The 12,321-nt window shown below is 68.8% G+C and carries 13 protein-coding genes; 6 read left to right on the top strand and 7 right to left on the bottom strand.

What is annotated here, in order from left to right:
- The first annotated feature begins 95 nt into the window (after nt 1-95).
- On the top strand, nt 96-1,001 hold the full coding sequence (locus OZ671_RS15815; RefSeq protein ID WP_268861643.1) for an alpha/beta fold hydrolase: 906 nt from the start codon (nt 96-98) through the stop codon (nt 999-1,001).
- 9 nt (nt 1,002-1,010) lie between these two features.
- On the opposite strand, the gene OZ671_RS15810 is transcribed toward OZ671_RS15815, so the two are convergent.
- Nucleotides 1,011-1,982: a tripartite tricarboxylate transporter substrate-binding protein gene (locus OZ671_RS15810; protein ID WP_268861642.1), complete on the bottom strand. Its 972-nt coding sequence runs from the start codon at nt 1,980-1,982 to the stop codon at nt 1,011-1,013.
- A gap of 78 nt (nt 1,983-2,060) precedes the next feature.
- Nucleotides 2,061-2,765: a GntR family transcriptional regulator gene (locus OZ671_RS15805; RefSeq protein ID WP_268861641.1), complete on the bottom strand. Its 705-nt coding sequence runs from the start codon at nt 2,763-2,765 to the stop codon at nt 2,061-2,063.
- 158 nt (nt 2,766-2,923) lie between these two features.
- On the opposite strand from OZ671_RS15805, the gene OZ671_RS15800 reads away from it, so the two are divergent.
- The 4 genes from OZ671_RS15800 (at nt 2,924) to OZ671_RS15785 (ending at nt 6,894) form a co-directional block, all read left to right on the top strand.
- Nucleotides 2,924-4,000, top strand: coding sequence for a tartrate dehydrogenase (locus tag OZ671_RS15800; RefSeq protein WP_268861640.1), 1,077 nt, complete (start codon nt 2,924-2,926; stop codon nt 3,998-4,000).
- 115 nt (nt 4,001-4,115) lie between these two features.
- Entirely contained in the window at nt 4,116-5,192 is a 1,077-nt protein-coding gene (locus tag OZ671_RS15795) for a tartrate dehydrogenase (RefSeq protein WP_268861639.1), read from the top strand.
- Between the two features lie 170 nt (nt 5,193-5,362).
- Nucleotides 5,363-6,046 carry a TerC family protein gene (locus tag OZ671_RS15790; protein ID WP_268861638.1) on the top strand — a complete coding sequence of 228 codons (684 nt, stop codon included), beginning with the start codon at nt 5,363-5,365 and terminating at the stop codon, nt 6,044-6,046.
- 116 nt (nt 6,047-6,162) lie between these two features.
- Nucleotides 6,163-6,894, top strand: a complete 732-nt coding sequence (locus tag OZ671_RS15785) for a TerC family protein (RefSeq protein WP_268861637.1) — start codon at nt 6,163-6,165, stop codon at nt 6,892-6,894.
- 12 nt (nt 6,895-6,906) lie between these two features.
- Here the strand turns inward: OZ671_RS15785 and recF are convergent, their stop codons facing one another.
- Entirely contained in the window at nt 6,907-8,079 is a 1,173-nt protein-coding gene (gene recF / locus OZ671_RS15780) for a DNA replication/repair protein RecF (protein ID WP_268861636.1), read from the bottom strand.
- A 111-nt stretch (nt 8,080-8,190) separates the two neighbouring features.
- Between recF and OZ671_RS15775 the strand changes: the two genes are divergently transcribed.
- On the top strand, nt 8,191-8,703 hold the full coding sequence (locus tag OZ671_RS15775) for a DUF1993 domain-containing protein (RefSeq protein WP_268861635.1): 513 nt from the start codon (nt 8,191-8,193) through the stop codon (nt 8,701-8,703).
- Nucleotides 8,704-8,725: 22 nt separating this feature from the next.
- Here the strand turns inward: OZ671_RS15775 and OZ671_RS15770 are convergent, their stop codons facing one another.
- The 4 genes from OZ671_RS15770 to OZ671_RS15755 all read right to left on the bottom strand — a co-directional run bounded on the left by OZ671_RS15770 (nt 8,726) and on the right by OZ671_RS15755 (nt 11,928).
- Nucleotides 8,726-9,229, bottom strand: coding sequence for an L-2-amino-thiazoline-4-carboxylic acid hydrolase (locus OZ671_RS15770; protein WP_268861634.1), 504 nt, complete (start codon nt 9,227-9,229; stop codon nt 8,726-8,728).
- A gap of 191 nt (nt 9,230-9,420) precedes the next feature.
- Nucleotides 9,421-9,930 carry a response regulator gene (locus OZ671_RS15765; protein ID WP_268861633.1) on the bottom strand — a complete coding sequence of 170 codons (510 nt, stop codon included), beginning with the start codon at nt 9,928-9,930 and terminating at the stop codon, nt 9,421-9,423.
- A 112-nt stretch (nt 9,931-10,042) separates the two neighbouring features.
- Complete coding sequence (locus tag OZ671_RS15760; RefSeq protein ID WP_268861632.1) at nt 10,043-10,690, bottom strand: nicotinate-nucleotide adenylyltransferase; 648 nt, start codon at nt 10,688-10,690, stop codon at nt 10,043-10,045.
- Complete coding sequence (locus OZ671_RS15755) at nt 10,687-11,928, bottom strand: glutamate-5-semialdehyde dehydrogenase (RefSeq protein ID WP_268861715.1); 1,242 nt, start codon at nt 11,926-11,928, stop codon at nt 10,687-10,689. The genes OZ671_RS15760 and OZ671_RS15755 overlap by 4 nt, the downstream gene beginning before the upstream one ends.
- Nucleotides 11,929-12,321: the final 393 nt, after the last annotated feature.

Below are 12,321 nucleotides of genomic sequence, written 5' to 3'. Positions count from 1 at the left end.
CAGGTTCAACTTGCTTTGTCCTACCTAGCCCGAATTTCGCGCCCGGGCTATGGCCTGCACATAGCGCAACGTCAGAACACCGCAAGAGGTCCATCATGATCGCGGAGTTGCCGGCCACCGACACGCTGTTCGAAGGCTTCCGCATGCTCGACGTCGCGACGTCGGGCACCACCATCCGCCTGCGCACGGGCGGTTCGGGCCCGCCGCTGCTGCTGCTGCACGGCTATCCGCAAACCCATGCGCTCTGGCACAAGGTCGCGCCGCGGCTTGCCCGACGCTTCACCGTGGTGGCGGCCGACCTGCGCGGCTATGGCGACAGCGGCAAGCCGGAAACCACGGAAGACCATTCTCCCTATTCCAAGCGCGCCATGGCGCTGGACATGGCGGAGGTGATGACGGCGCTCGGCCACGACCGCTTCTTCGTCTGCGGCCATGACCGCGGCGGGCGGGTCGCCCATCGCCTGGCCCTCGACCATGCCGAGCGCGTCACGAAGATCGCCGTGCTGGACATCGCCCCGACCCGCGAAATGTACCGCAACACGACGGAAGCCTTCGCCCGCGCCTATTGGCACTGGTTCTTCCTGATCACGCCGGCGCCGTTCCCGGAGCGCATGATCGGCGCCGATCCGGATGCCTACTGGCTGAAGAAATGCGGTTCCGGATCGGCCGGGCTCGCGCCTTTCGCGCCGGCGGCCCTCGATCACTACCTGCGCTGCTTCCGCGATCCCGCCACCATTCACGCGAGCTGCGAGGACTATCGCGCCGCGGCCTCGATCGACATCGCCCACGACGACGGCGATGCCGGCCGCAAGCTGTCGGCGCCGCTGCTCGTGCTGTGGGGGCGCAACGGCGTCATCGAAAAGTGCTTCGACGCCCTGGCGCTCTGGCGCCAGCGGGCGAGCGACGTGCGCGGCCATGCCCTGCCCGGCGGGCACTATCTGGCCGAGGAACTGCCCGACCTCGTCGCCCACGAGCTCGAGCAGTTCTTCCGGACCGCCTGAGGCCGGCCGTCAGTTGCCCGCGGTCACGCCGGCCGCCTTGATGACCGGCGTCCATTTGTCGACCTCGGCGCGGACATGCGCGCCCAGGGCCTCGGCCGTCTGGCCGGCCGCGTCGGGAATCTCGCAGCCGAGCTCGAGCAGGCGCCTGCGCACAGTGTCGTCGGCGAGCGCGGCCCGGCCGGCGGCATTGAGCCGCTGGACGATGTCGCGCGGCGTGCCCTTCGGCGCGAACATGGCGTTCCAGCCGACCACCTGGAACACCGGCAGGCCGGCTTCGGCGGCGGTCGGCACGTCGGGGGCGGCCGGCGAGCGGGCTGGCGTCGCGATGACCAGGGTGTTGAGGCTGGTCAGCTGCGGGATGATGGTCACGGTCTGGTCGCAGACATAGTCAAGCTGCTTGCCGAGCAGCGCCGCGAGCGCCGGCCCCGAACCGCGGAACGGCACGTGCTGGACCGGCGCGCCGATCAGGTGATGGAAGAATACGCAGGTCAGGTGGGAGGTCGAGCCGACGCCGCCATGGCCGTAATTGTAGCGCGCGGGCTCCGCCTTCAGGAGCGCGATGAACTCGGCGAGCGTGCGGGCCGGAAAGTCCTTGCGCGCGGCGATCATCATCGGCGTGCCGGCCGCGTTCATGACCGGCTCGAAGTCGGTGCGCGGGTCATAGCCCAGATTGGGATAGAGCCCGACCGAAGCCGAATGCGTGCCCATATTGCCCATGATCACCGTATAGCCGTCCGGCGCCGCGCGGGCCACGCGCAGCGACCCCGTGGTGCCGCCGGCCCCGGCGACGTTTTCCACGACGATCGACTGGCCGAGCGTGCGCGACATGTGCTCGGCCATGATGCGGGCGATGATGTCGGTGGTGCCACCGGCCGCGAAGGGCACGACCATGGTGATCGCGCGGTTCGGATAGGGCTGGGCCGGCGCCGCCGCCGGCGCGAGCGTGAACAGGGCCGCAAGGCCCATCAGAAGTCGTCGCATGGTCTCCTCCCACCATCGGTCCCGGCCGCATTGTTCGCGGGTCTCGGGAGGCCGGCGGCCGCGCGGCCGCCGGCGCCGTCAGAAATGTTTCAGGCCGAACTCCTGCAGCAGCGGCACCAGCTCGTCTCGGGCATGGCTCCGATGGGCGCGCGCCGCCGCGTGGGCTGCCGCCGCCTCGCCCGCACCGATCGCCGCGACGAGGGCGCGATGCTCGGCGACCGAGGCCGGCAATTGCCGGCGCAGCTTCAAGGTCAGCATGCGCGCCCGGTGCGACTGGTCGTTGACCGTCTGGATGATGCGCTGAATGCGCCGGTTGCCGCAGCGCTCGACCAGGATGCGGTGGAAGGCTTCGTCGGCCTTGCCCCAGTCCTTCAGGATGCCGGCGGCATGGGCCGCCTCCATCCGGTCGGTCGCCTCGGAAAGCTCGGCCGCGACCGCCGCGCGCTCCTCGGCCGACCGCTGCGCCAGAAGCTCGGCGGCGCTCGCCTCGAGCGCGATGATGACCTCGTAGATCTCCCTGATGTCGTCGGGGACGAGGGCGCAGATGACGATGCCGCGCTTCGGCACGATGCGGACGAGCCCCTCCTCCTGCAGCCGGATGGAGGCTTCGTGCACGGGCGTGCGGCTCATGCCGAGGCGCAGTGCGATCTCCTGCTCGGAGGCCTGGTAACCGGGCGCGAAGGTGCTCTCGCGGATCGCCTCCTTCATCGCGGCATAGGCATCGTCGACCAGCGACGGACGTCGCTCGCCGGCGGCGGCCGCGGCCTTGGCGCTCCTGGCCATCGCGTTTCTCCTCGTGGCTGCAACAGGCATATCATCTTCCATGGAAGCTGCAATGGATTATTGACACCGCGACGAATCCGGGGCCAATGCCGACGGACAGCCGCAAAGGCGCGCGTCACGCATGCCGGACGGGACCGTTTTTGAAAAGGATGCAGGCCATGAAGACCTACCGGATCGCGGCGATTCCGGGCGACGGCATCGGCAAGGAAGTGATCGCGGCCGGCATCGAGGTGCTGCAGGCGCTCTGCCGCCGCGACGGCGGCTTCGGCCTCGCCTTCGACCATTTCGACTGGGGCTCGGACTATTACAAGCGCCACGGCGTGATGATGCCGGAAAACGGGCGCGCTGAGATCCGCGGCCACGACGCGATCTTTTTCGGCGCGGTCGGGGCGCCCGACGTGCCCGATCATGTCTCGCTCTGGGGCCTGAGACTGGCGATCTGCCAGCCCTTCGACCAGTATGCCAACGTCCGGCCGACCCGGGTGCTGCCGGGCATCGTCAGCCCGCTGCGCCACGTCTCCGGGCCGGAGCTCGACTGGGTCATCGTGCGCGAGAATTCCGAAGGCGAATATGCCGGGGTCGGCGGCCGCGTGCATCGCGGCCTGCCCGAGGAGGTGGCGACCGACGTATCGATGATGACCCGCAGCGGAGTGCGGCGCATCATGCATTTCGCCTTCCGGCTCGCCCGGTCGCGGCCGCGCCGCCTCTTGACCGTCGTCACCAAGTCGAACGCCCAGCGCCATGCCATGGTGATGTGGGACGAGATCGCGGCGGAGGTCGCGGCCGACTATCCCGACGTGACCTGGGACAAGATGCTGGTCGACGCCATGACCATGCGCATGACCATGAAGCCGGAGACGATCGACACGGTGGTGGCGACCAACCTGCACGCCGACATCCTGTCCGATCTCGCCGCCGCGCTCGCCGGCTCCATCGGCATCGCGCCGACCGCCAATCTCAATCCGGAGCGGCAGTTCCCCTCCATGTTCGAGCCGATCCACGGCTCGGCCTTCGACATTGCCAGCAAGGGCATCGCCAATCCGATCGGCACCTTCTGGACGGCGACGCTGATGCTCGATCATCTCGGCGAGCGGCCGGCCGCCGACCGCCTGATGCGGGCGATCGAGCGGGCGACCGCCGATCCGGCGCTGCATACGCCCGATCTCGGCGGCACGGCGACGACCCGCGCCGTCACCGACGCGGTGATCGCGGCGATCGCCGCCGACAACAATTGAGAGCGGTCGGCGCGGTCTGCCGATACGATCATGGAGGCCATGCCGGCCGGCCCGGTTGCGACAGGCACCGCTGAAGGCCTATCGAAGGCGCAACGCGTTCACGAGGAGACGATCCATGGCCCGCTCGAACACCTACAGGCTCGCCGTCATTCCCGGCGACGGCATCGGCAAGGAGGTCATGCCCGAAGGCGTGCGCGTGCTGGAGGCTGCGGCGCGGAAATACAAGTTCTCGGTCGCGCTCGACCATTTCGACTTCTCGTCCTACGACTACTACGAGAAGCACGGACGGATGATGCCGGAGGACTGGAAGGAGCGCATCGGCAGCCACGACGCAATCTTCTTCGGCGCGGTCGGCCTGCCCGCCAAGATCCCCGACCACATCTCGCTCTGGGGTTCACTTCTCCTGATGCGCCGGGAGTTCGACCAGTACGTCAATCTCAGGCCGGTGAAGCTGATGCCCGGCGTGCCGGCGCCGCTCGCCAACCGCAAGCCCGGCGACATCGACTTCTTCGTGGTGCGCGAGAACACCGAGGGTGAATATTCCTCGATCGGCGGCCGCATGTTCCCCGGCACAGAGCGCGAATTCGTGGTGCAGGAAACGGTGATGACACGCGTCGGCGTCGACCGCATCCTGAAATATGCCTTCGAGCTCGCCAAACGCCGGCCGCGCAAGAAGGTGACCAGCGCCACCAAGTCGAACGGCATCGCCATCACCATGCCCTACTGGGACGAGCGGGTGGCCGAAATGAAGAAGGCCTATCCGGAGGTGAGCGTCGACCAGTATCACATCGACATTCTCACCGCCCATTTCGTGCTCAACCCCGACCGGTTCGACGTGGTGGTGGCCTCCAACCTGTTCGGCGACATCCTGTCCGATCTCGGGCCGGCCTGCACCGGCACGATCGGCATCGCACCGTCGGGCAACATCAATCCGGACCGCAAATTCCCCTCGCTGTTCGAGCCGGTGCACGGCTCGGCGCCCGACATTGCCGGCAAGGGCATCGCCAATCCCGTCGGCCAGATCTGGTCGGCGGCGATGATGCTCGACCACCTCGGCGAGACCGAGGCCGCGGCCGCGATCGTGCGCGCCATCGAGGAGGTGCTGGCAAAGGCCGAGTACCGGACCGGTGATCTCGGCGGCAAGGCGAATACGGTGGCCTGCGGTCAGGCCATCGCCGACGCCGTGGCCTGACCCTGGCTCATGGCTCTCATGCCCGCCACGGCTGGCTGCGGGCGTGCATCTTACGCAAAAACACCAATATCGGCCTATAGGCGCGGACCTTAGGGTTCGCGCCGCGCCCGACGCGCAGACAGCATCGTTCTTCCCGACCAACCACAGAACCCCCAAAGGGCCGCACCGCGATGGACTTCAGCTCGCTGAGCCTTGTCGGCATCATCCAGGTGATCTGGATCAACATCATCCTGTCGGGCGACAACGCGGTGGTCATCGCGCTCGCCTGCCGCGGCCTGCCCGAACGGCAGCGGCTGATCGGCATGGTGCTGGGCGCCGGCGTCGCCATCCTGCTGCGCGTCGTCTTCACGCTGTTCGTCGCCAGTCTGCTCGACATGCCGTTCCTGCGGCTCGTCGGCGGCCTGCTGCTGCTCTGGATCGCGGTCAAGCTGATCACCGACGACGGTCACGGCGGCGACGAGATCAAGGCCTCCGACCAGCTCTGGTACGCGGTCCGCACCGTCGCGATCGCCGACGCCGTGATGAGCCTCGACAACGTGCTGGCGATCGCTGCGGTGGCCAAGAGCAACACCGCCATGCTGGTCATCGGCCTCGTCATCTCGATCCCGCTGATCGTCGCCGGCGCCTCGCTGATCATGAAGCTGCTCGAAAAGCTGCCGATCCTGGTCTGGGCCGGCGCCGCGCTGCTCGGCTGGCTCGCCGGCGACATGATGCTGCACGACCCGATGACCATCAAGTTCCTGGGCAGCGACTTCGCCCACCGGCTCGAATTGCCGGCCGAAGTGGTCGGCGCGGTGCTGGTGCTGGCCATCGCCTATCTGCTGAAGCGCAGGGAAGCTCAGGCTGCGGCCTGAGCGCAACACCCGGCAAAAAAGCGCAAGCCCCCCCTGGCATACGTCCAAATGCGTACTATGTGGCCGTGTCAGTTGACGCGCCGCAGCATGACGAGCGCCAGGGGAACGGGACATCAATGGACAGCACATTCTGGATCGGCCTGCTCCAGATCATCTGGATCGACCTCCTTCTGTCCGGCGACAACGCCGTGGTCATCGCCCTGGCCTGCCGCGGCCTTCCTGAAAGACAGCGCAAGATCGGCATCATCCTCGGCGCCGGTGCCGCCGTCGGCCTGCGCATCCTGTTCGCCCTGATCATCACCTATCTGCTCGCCATCCCCTTCCTGAAGCTGGTCGGCGGCCTCCTGCTGCTGTGGGTCGCGGTGAAGCTCGCCGCCGACGAGGGCGGCGACGAACACGCCGATCTCGAGGAGACCGACAATCTCTGGCGGGCGGTCAGGACCATCGCGATCGCCGACGCGGTGATGAGCCTCGACAACGTCCTGGCGATCGCCGCCGCCTCGCACGGCAATGTCTGGCTGTTCATCTTCGGCCTTGCCCTCACCATCCCGCTGATCGTCGCCGGCTCGGGCATGGTGCTGGCACTGATCCAGCGCTTCCCGATCTTCGTCTGGGCGGGCGCCGCGCTGCTCGGCTGGATCGCCGGCGACATGCTGGTCAACGACCCCGTCGTCCTGAAGCAGCTCGCCGCCTGGAACCCGGCCTTCATCGTGACCGATCCCAACCCGGCGATCGGCATCAAGGCTGGCCCCTGGCCGCACTATGTCGCGGCGATCGTCGGCGCCGTCGGCGTGATCCTGGTCGGCCTCCTGCTGCGCCGCAACCACACGAAGGCCGAGCACGCCTGAACCGGCGGGCGGTCACGCCGGGGCGATCGCTCCCGGAGTGACCGCATAGAGATCGGCGCGGCCCTTCAAGGCGTCGAACGCCGCGGGATCGGCGCCGGTCATCCAGACCTGGGCGCCGAGTTTCGCGAGGGCATCGTAGAGCGCCGCCCGCCGCTCCGGATCGAGATGGGCGGCGACCTCGTCGAGCAGCACGATGGGCGTGAAGCCGGCCATCTCCGCGACAAGGCGCGCATGGGCCAGCACGAGGCCGATGAGCAGGGCCTTCTGCTGGCCGGTGGAACAGCGCTCGGCAGGTGCTCCCGATGGCCCGTGCACGGCCAGGAGATCGGTCAGATGCGGCCCCTGCGTCGTGCGGCCGGCCGCCCGGTCGCGGGCGCGATAGTCACGCAGCACGGCGCGATAGTCGTCCTCGACCTCGACCGCCGGCTGCGTCAGCACCGCCGCCTCGACCGCACCGTCGAGCGCCAGCGCCGCCCAGGGGAAGGGCGAAGCCGGATCCTTGGTCGCCTCGATCAGGCCGGCGAGCCGCCGCACCGTCTCGGCGCGCGCGGCCGCGACCGCGACCGCGAGCTCGGCCGTCTCGTGCTCGACCGCCTCCAGCCAGGCCGGATCGGGAGCCATCTCCTCGAGCAGGCGGTTGCGCGCGCGCAGCGAGCGCTCCAGAGCGTTGACCCTGGTGCCGTGCTCGGCATCGACGGCCAGCACCAGCCGGTCGAGGAAGCGGCGGCGCTCGCCGCCCGAGCCGAGGAACAGCCCGTCCATGGCCGGCGTCAGCCAGACCACCCTGACATGTTCGGCGAAAGCCGCGGCGGATCCGACCGGCACGCGATCGATGCGGCAGAGCCGCGTGCGCGCCTCGGTCTCGCCCGCCTCGATGCCGGTGCCGAGCTGCGCCTCGCCATAGGCACCCTCGACGCCGGCGCTGATCGCCCAGCCGCCATCGCCGCGGTCGAGCGCGATCTCGCCGAGCGTCGCCCGGCGCAGCCCGCGGCCGGGCGTCAGCAGCGACAGGGCCTCCAGCACATTGGTCTTGCCGGCGCCATTGGAGCCGGCAAGCACGACGAGCGGCGCCTGCGGCCGGATCTCGGCGGCCGCATAGCTGCGGAAACGCGAGAGCGCGAGCCGCGTCACGCGGCCCTGGACGGGTCCGGTCGGGTCGGTTGGGTCGAGAATCGCGGCAGGCATGCGCACCTTATAGTCGCTCGACAGCCTCTTGGCGCGGCCGCACCGCAGCGCCTAAATCCATGTCGTGCAGCGGGCTGCCGATGGCACCTGATTCTCCAAAAAGGTTCTCCGATGACGACGAAGCTCTCCGACCTCTCCGTGCCGATCTTCGTGCAGATGCTGACCAGCCTTTCGGCGCTGCTCGACAAGGCCGCCACCTTCGCGGAGGCGAAAAAGATCGATGCGAAGGTGCTGCTGGAGAGCCGGCTCGCACCCGACATGTTCCCCTTCACCCGCCAGGTGCAGCTCGCCACCGACTTCGCCAAGGGCCCCTGCGCCCGGCTCGCCGGCATGGAGCCGCCGAAATATCCGGACGTCGAGACGACCATTGCCGAGCTCAAGGGACGGATCGCGAAGACGATCGCCTTCGTCACCGGCCTCGACAAGGCGGTGATCGACGCGGCCGACGACAAGGACGTCACCATCACGATCGGCGGCCAGCCGATGACCTTCAAGGGCAAGGCCTATCTCGCCCATATGGCGCTGCCGAACTTCTATTTCCACGTCACCATGGCCTACGCCATCCTGCGCGAGAACGGCCTCGACATCGGCAAGCGCGATTACGTCGGCAAGCTGCCGGCCTGACGGAACGTGCGGCGGCGGGCCGTCAGCCCGCCTTGCCGTCCTCGTAGCGGAAGCGGAAATCGCAGTGGCTCGCGCCCTGCATGATGGTTTGCGTCCGGTCGAGCTTCAGGCGCTTGTCGTAGCCTTCGCAGAAGGTGCCGTCGCGCTGGCACGACAGGAGATGGCCGATCTCGCCGAGGCCCATGGCCTTGTACATTTCCGAATAGCGGCAGCGGGTGACGTTGAAGGCATAGGTGTCGGCGCTGCGGCCGACCTCCTCGATCTCCAGCGCGCCGTCCTGCGTCCACAGCGCCTGCATGTCGATGAAGGCCTGGAGCGACGTGCCCTCCGGCGACTGGGCGGCAAAGCGCTCGGCCTGCTCGACCGCCGAGCGGCGCACCGCCTCGCCGATGGTGCGCTGGGCCACCGCGACGCCGTGGCTCGCCTTCAGCTCGTCGTAGACGTGCTTGAGGATTTCGGCCTCGATCCGGCGCTTGTCGATCATCGACAGGCCCTTGATGTGGGCGGGGGCATTGGCGTCGGCCATGGGCTGCTTCCTTAGAACGACTTTAATCTCGGACAGGAAAGCACAGCCGGGCGGCAGCGCAAAGCGGGAGAGACGCATGCGCGCCCCGCGCCACCGGCAGCGGTCGGCAGTGCCGGTCGGGCTCCCGTCCTGACCGGTTGTCCCCGCGTCGGCCGGCATCCGCTCCGCCGGAAGGCGGCAGGACCGGCGGATCAGGCCAGATTGGCGGCGTCCGGCGGCTTCTGCAGGCGCAGGCGGTCGGTGACGAGCTTGCGCGGCTCCGGCCCGTAATAGCCGTCGAGCTGCACCATGGGCCGCGGCCTTGCGATGATCGAAACGATGCGTTCGAGCAGCGCCTTGCCGGAGATCGGCTTGGCGCAGAACTCGTTGACGCCGAGCTTGTTCGCCTCGACCACGCGCCAGCGCTCCAGATGCGAGGTCAGCATGATGATCGGCACGTCGGGGACCGGAAAGGTCTTGGGATTGCGCACGATGCGCAGCATCTCGGCGCCGTTCAGCATCGGCATTTCCCAATCGAGAATGACGATGTCGGGGGCATGCAGGCGGATATATTCGAGGCCGGCGAGGCCGTCGGCCGCCTCGTGCACGGTCTTGACGCCGATATTGTTGAGGAGGTTGCGGACAACCTTGCGCATGAACTGATTGTCGTCGACCACCAAGACGTCGACGCTCGACAGGAGCTGCTCGACCTTCTTAGACATCAGACCGTTCATCCCGTTCGCCTCAGTTGTTGCACGCTTCCGGTGACAGGATAGGCCCGCGCCTTTGAACGCCGTTTAAACGGACAGTCTTAATTTTATCGACCGGAACCGGTCACCGGGCAGCGGATCCGGCGCGGATCGCTGTCGAGGAGAGCGGTGACTTCAGGCCATGCAGGAAGATCCAGGCCGGCGGCGGCGCGGTGGCGAGAAGCAGGCCGTCGCTCTCGCTGAGGCGATAGCGCGCCAGCGTCGTGCCGGCGACGCCGGCGACCGCGCGCAGGCTCGCGCCCGGCCGGTCGACGATCGCCATCGGCATCAGCCGGGCGATGCCGCGCCAGTTCTGCCAGCGGTGGAACTGGGCGAGATTGTCGGCGCCCATGATCCAGACGAAACGGACGCCGCGGCAGCGCTCGGTCAGCGCGGCGAGCGTGTCGTAGGTGTAGCGCGTGCCGAGCCGCGCCTCGATGTCGGTGACATGGATGGCGGGATGCGCGGCCAGCCTCTGCGCCGCCGCGATGCGCTCGGCCAGCGGGGCGAGCCCGCCATGGGCCTTCAGGGGATTGCCCGGCGTCACCAGCCACCAGACGGCGTCGAGGCCGAGCCGCTTCAGGGCCGTCAGCGCGACCATGCGATGCGCCTCGTGCGGCGGGTTGAACGAGCCGCCGAACAGGCCGATGCGCAGTCCCGGCGCATGCGGCGGCAGGACAAGGCGCGCGTCGCCCCGCCGCGGCCGCGGCCCGATCAGCGGAGCGGCTCTCACGGACGCAGTTGCCCGCTGCCGCGCACGCGATATTTGAACGAGGTGAGCTGCTCGACCCCGACCGGCCCGCGGGCATGCATCTTGCCCGTGGCGATGCCGATCTCCGCGCCGAAGCCGAATTCGCCGCCGTCGGCGAACTGGGTCGAGGCATTGTGCAGGACGATGGCGCTGTCGACCTCGGCCATGAAACGCTCGGCCGCCGCGGCATCCGCCGTGACGATGGCGTCGGTATGGTGCGAACCGTAGCGCTCGATATGCGCGATGGCGGCATCGAGCCCGTCGACCACCTTCACCGCGATGATCGCATCGAGGAATTCGGTCGCCCAGTCGGCCTCGCCGGCCGCCTCGATCCGCGGGTCGGCGGCGCGGGCCGCGGCATCGCCGCGAACCGCGCAGCCGGCGGCGATCAGCGCCGCGACCAGCGGCTTCAGATGGGTCGCGGCCACCGCCCGGTCGACCAGCAATGTCTCGGCCGCGCCGCAGACGCCGGTGCGCCGCATCTTGGCGTTGACGGCGATCGCCTCGGCCATGGCGAGATCGGCTCCGGCGTGGACATAGACGTGGCAGTTGCCGTCGAGATGGGCGAAGACCGGCACGCGCGCCTCGGTCTGGACGCGGGCGACGAGGCTCTTGCCGCCGCGCGGCACGATGACGTCGATCGTCCCGCCGAGGCCCTGGAGCATGAGACCGACCGCCGCGCGGTCGCGGGTCGGCACCAGCGAGACCGCCGCAGCCGGCAGGCCCGCCGCCTCGAGACCCGCGACGATCGCGGCATGGATCGCCCGCGACGAGCGGAAGCTGTCGGAACCGCCGCGCAGGATCACCGCATTGCCGGCCTTCAGCGCCAGGGCGCCAGCATCGGCCGTCACGTTGGGGCGGCTTTCGTAGATGACGCCGATCACCCCGAGCGGCACGCGCACGCGCTCGAAATGCAGGCCGTTCGGCCGGTCCCAGGCGGCGATGACCGTGCCGACGGGATCGTCGAGGTCGCGCACCACCGCGACGCCCTCGGCCATCGCCGCGATGCGCGCCGGGGTCAATGTCAGGCGGTCGATGAAGGAGCCGGCCATGCCCTGGCGGCGGGCATCGGCGAGGTCCTCGGCATTGGCCTCGAGAATGGACCCGGCCGAAGCCCGGATCGCCTCGGCGATGGCATCGAGCGCGGCATTCTTCTGCTGCGTCGAGGCCAGGGCCAGCCGCCGGGCCGCCGCCTTGGCGGCCGTGCCGATCGCCATCATGGCCGGCGCGATGCCGTCGGCGTCGACGGCCGCCAGCGGGGGCGATGTCTGATCCAGCACAGTCTGCGTCGACACGATGACGGTCCTCCGGGGGCGCCTTGCCTAACACGACAGCTTCCGCGCCGCAAAATCTCCGCGCGCAGCGACGACATACGCGCATTGGGAGGCTTTGGTTAACTGCCGCTTAAGACTTGCCGTCCGATGAAGGTGGAGCCGCAAAACCCTTGCCGCAAGCCGGCGCGCCATGACCGATGACCTCAATGCCCCGCTCGGGGTCGAGACCAGACCCGAAGCCGGACGACCGCGGCGACTGCCGGCGTTGATGCCGGTCGCCGCCGGCCTCGTCGGCACCGCCGTGCTCGGCATCGCCGCCACCATCCTCCTCGTGCGCAA

The organism is Phreatobacter sp. AB_2022a (assembly GCF_026847585.1).
In the GTDB taxonomy this organism is placed as follows: Bacteria; Pseudomonadota; Alphaproteobacteria; order Rhizobiales; family Phreatobacteraceae; genus Phreatobacter.
This window is presented reverse-complemented; position numbering and strand designations above follow the sequence as displayed.

Coding starts and splice junctions, on each gene's coding strand:
- OZ671_RS15815 (WP_268861643.1), top strand. CDS start 96: ATGATCGCGGAGTTGCCGGCCACCGACACGCTGTTCGAAGGCTTCCGC.
- OZ671_RS15810 (WP_268861642.1), bottom strand. CDS start 1,982: ATGCGACGACTTCTGATGGGCCTTGCGGCCCTGTTCACGCTCGCGCCG.
- OZ671_RS15805 (WP_268861641.1), bottom strand. CDS start 2,765: ATGGCCAGGAGCGCCAAGGCCGCGGCCGCCGCCGGCGAGCGACGTCCG.
- OZ671_RS15800 (WP_268861640.1), top strand. CDS start 2,924: ATGAAGACCTACCGGATCGCGGCGATTCCGGGCGACGGCATCGGCAAG.
- OZ671_RS15795 (WP_268861639.1), top strand. CDS start 4,116: ATGGCCCGCTCGAACACCTACAGGCTCGCCGTCATTCCCGGCGACGGC.
- OZ671_RS15790 (WP_268861638.1), top strand. CDS start 5,363: ATGGACTTCAGCTCGCTGAGCCTTGTCGGCATCATCCAGGTGATCTGG.
- OZ671_RS15785 (WP_268861637.1), top strand. CDS start 6,163: ATGGACAGCACATTCTGGATCGGCCTGCTCCAGATCATCTGGATCGAC.
- recF (WP_268861636.1), bottom strand. CDS start 8,079: ATGCCTGCCGCGATTCTCGACCCAACCGACCCGACCGGACCCGTCCAG.
- OZ671_RS15775 (WP_268861635.1), top strand. CDS start 8,191: ATGACGACGAAGCTCTCCGACCTCTCCGTGCCGATCTTCGTGCAGATG.
- OZ671_RS15770 (WP_268861634.1), bottom strand. CDS start 9,229: ATGGCCGACGCCAATGCCCCCGCCCACATCAAGGGCCTGTCGATGATC.
- OZ671_RS15765 (WP_268861633.1), bottom strand. CDS start 9,930: ATGTCTAAGAAGGTCGAGCAGCTCCTGTCGAGCGTCGACGTCTTGGTG.
- OZ671_RS15755 (WP_268861715.1), bottom strand. CDS start 11,928: ATGATGGCGATCGGCACGGCCGCCAAGGCGGCGGCCCGGCGGCTGGCC.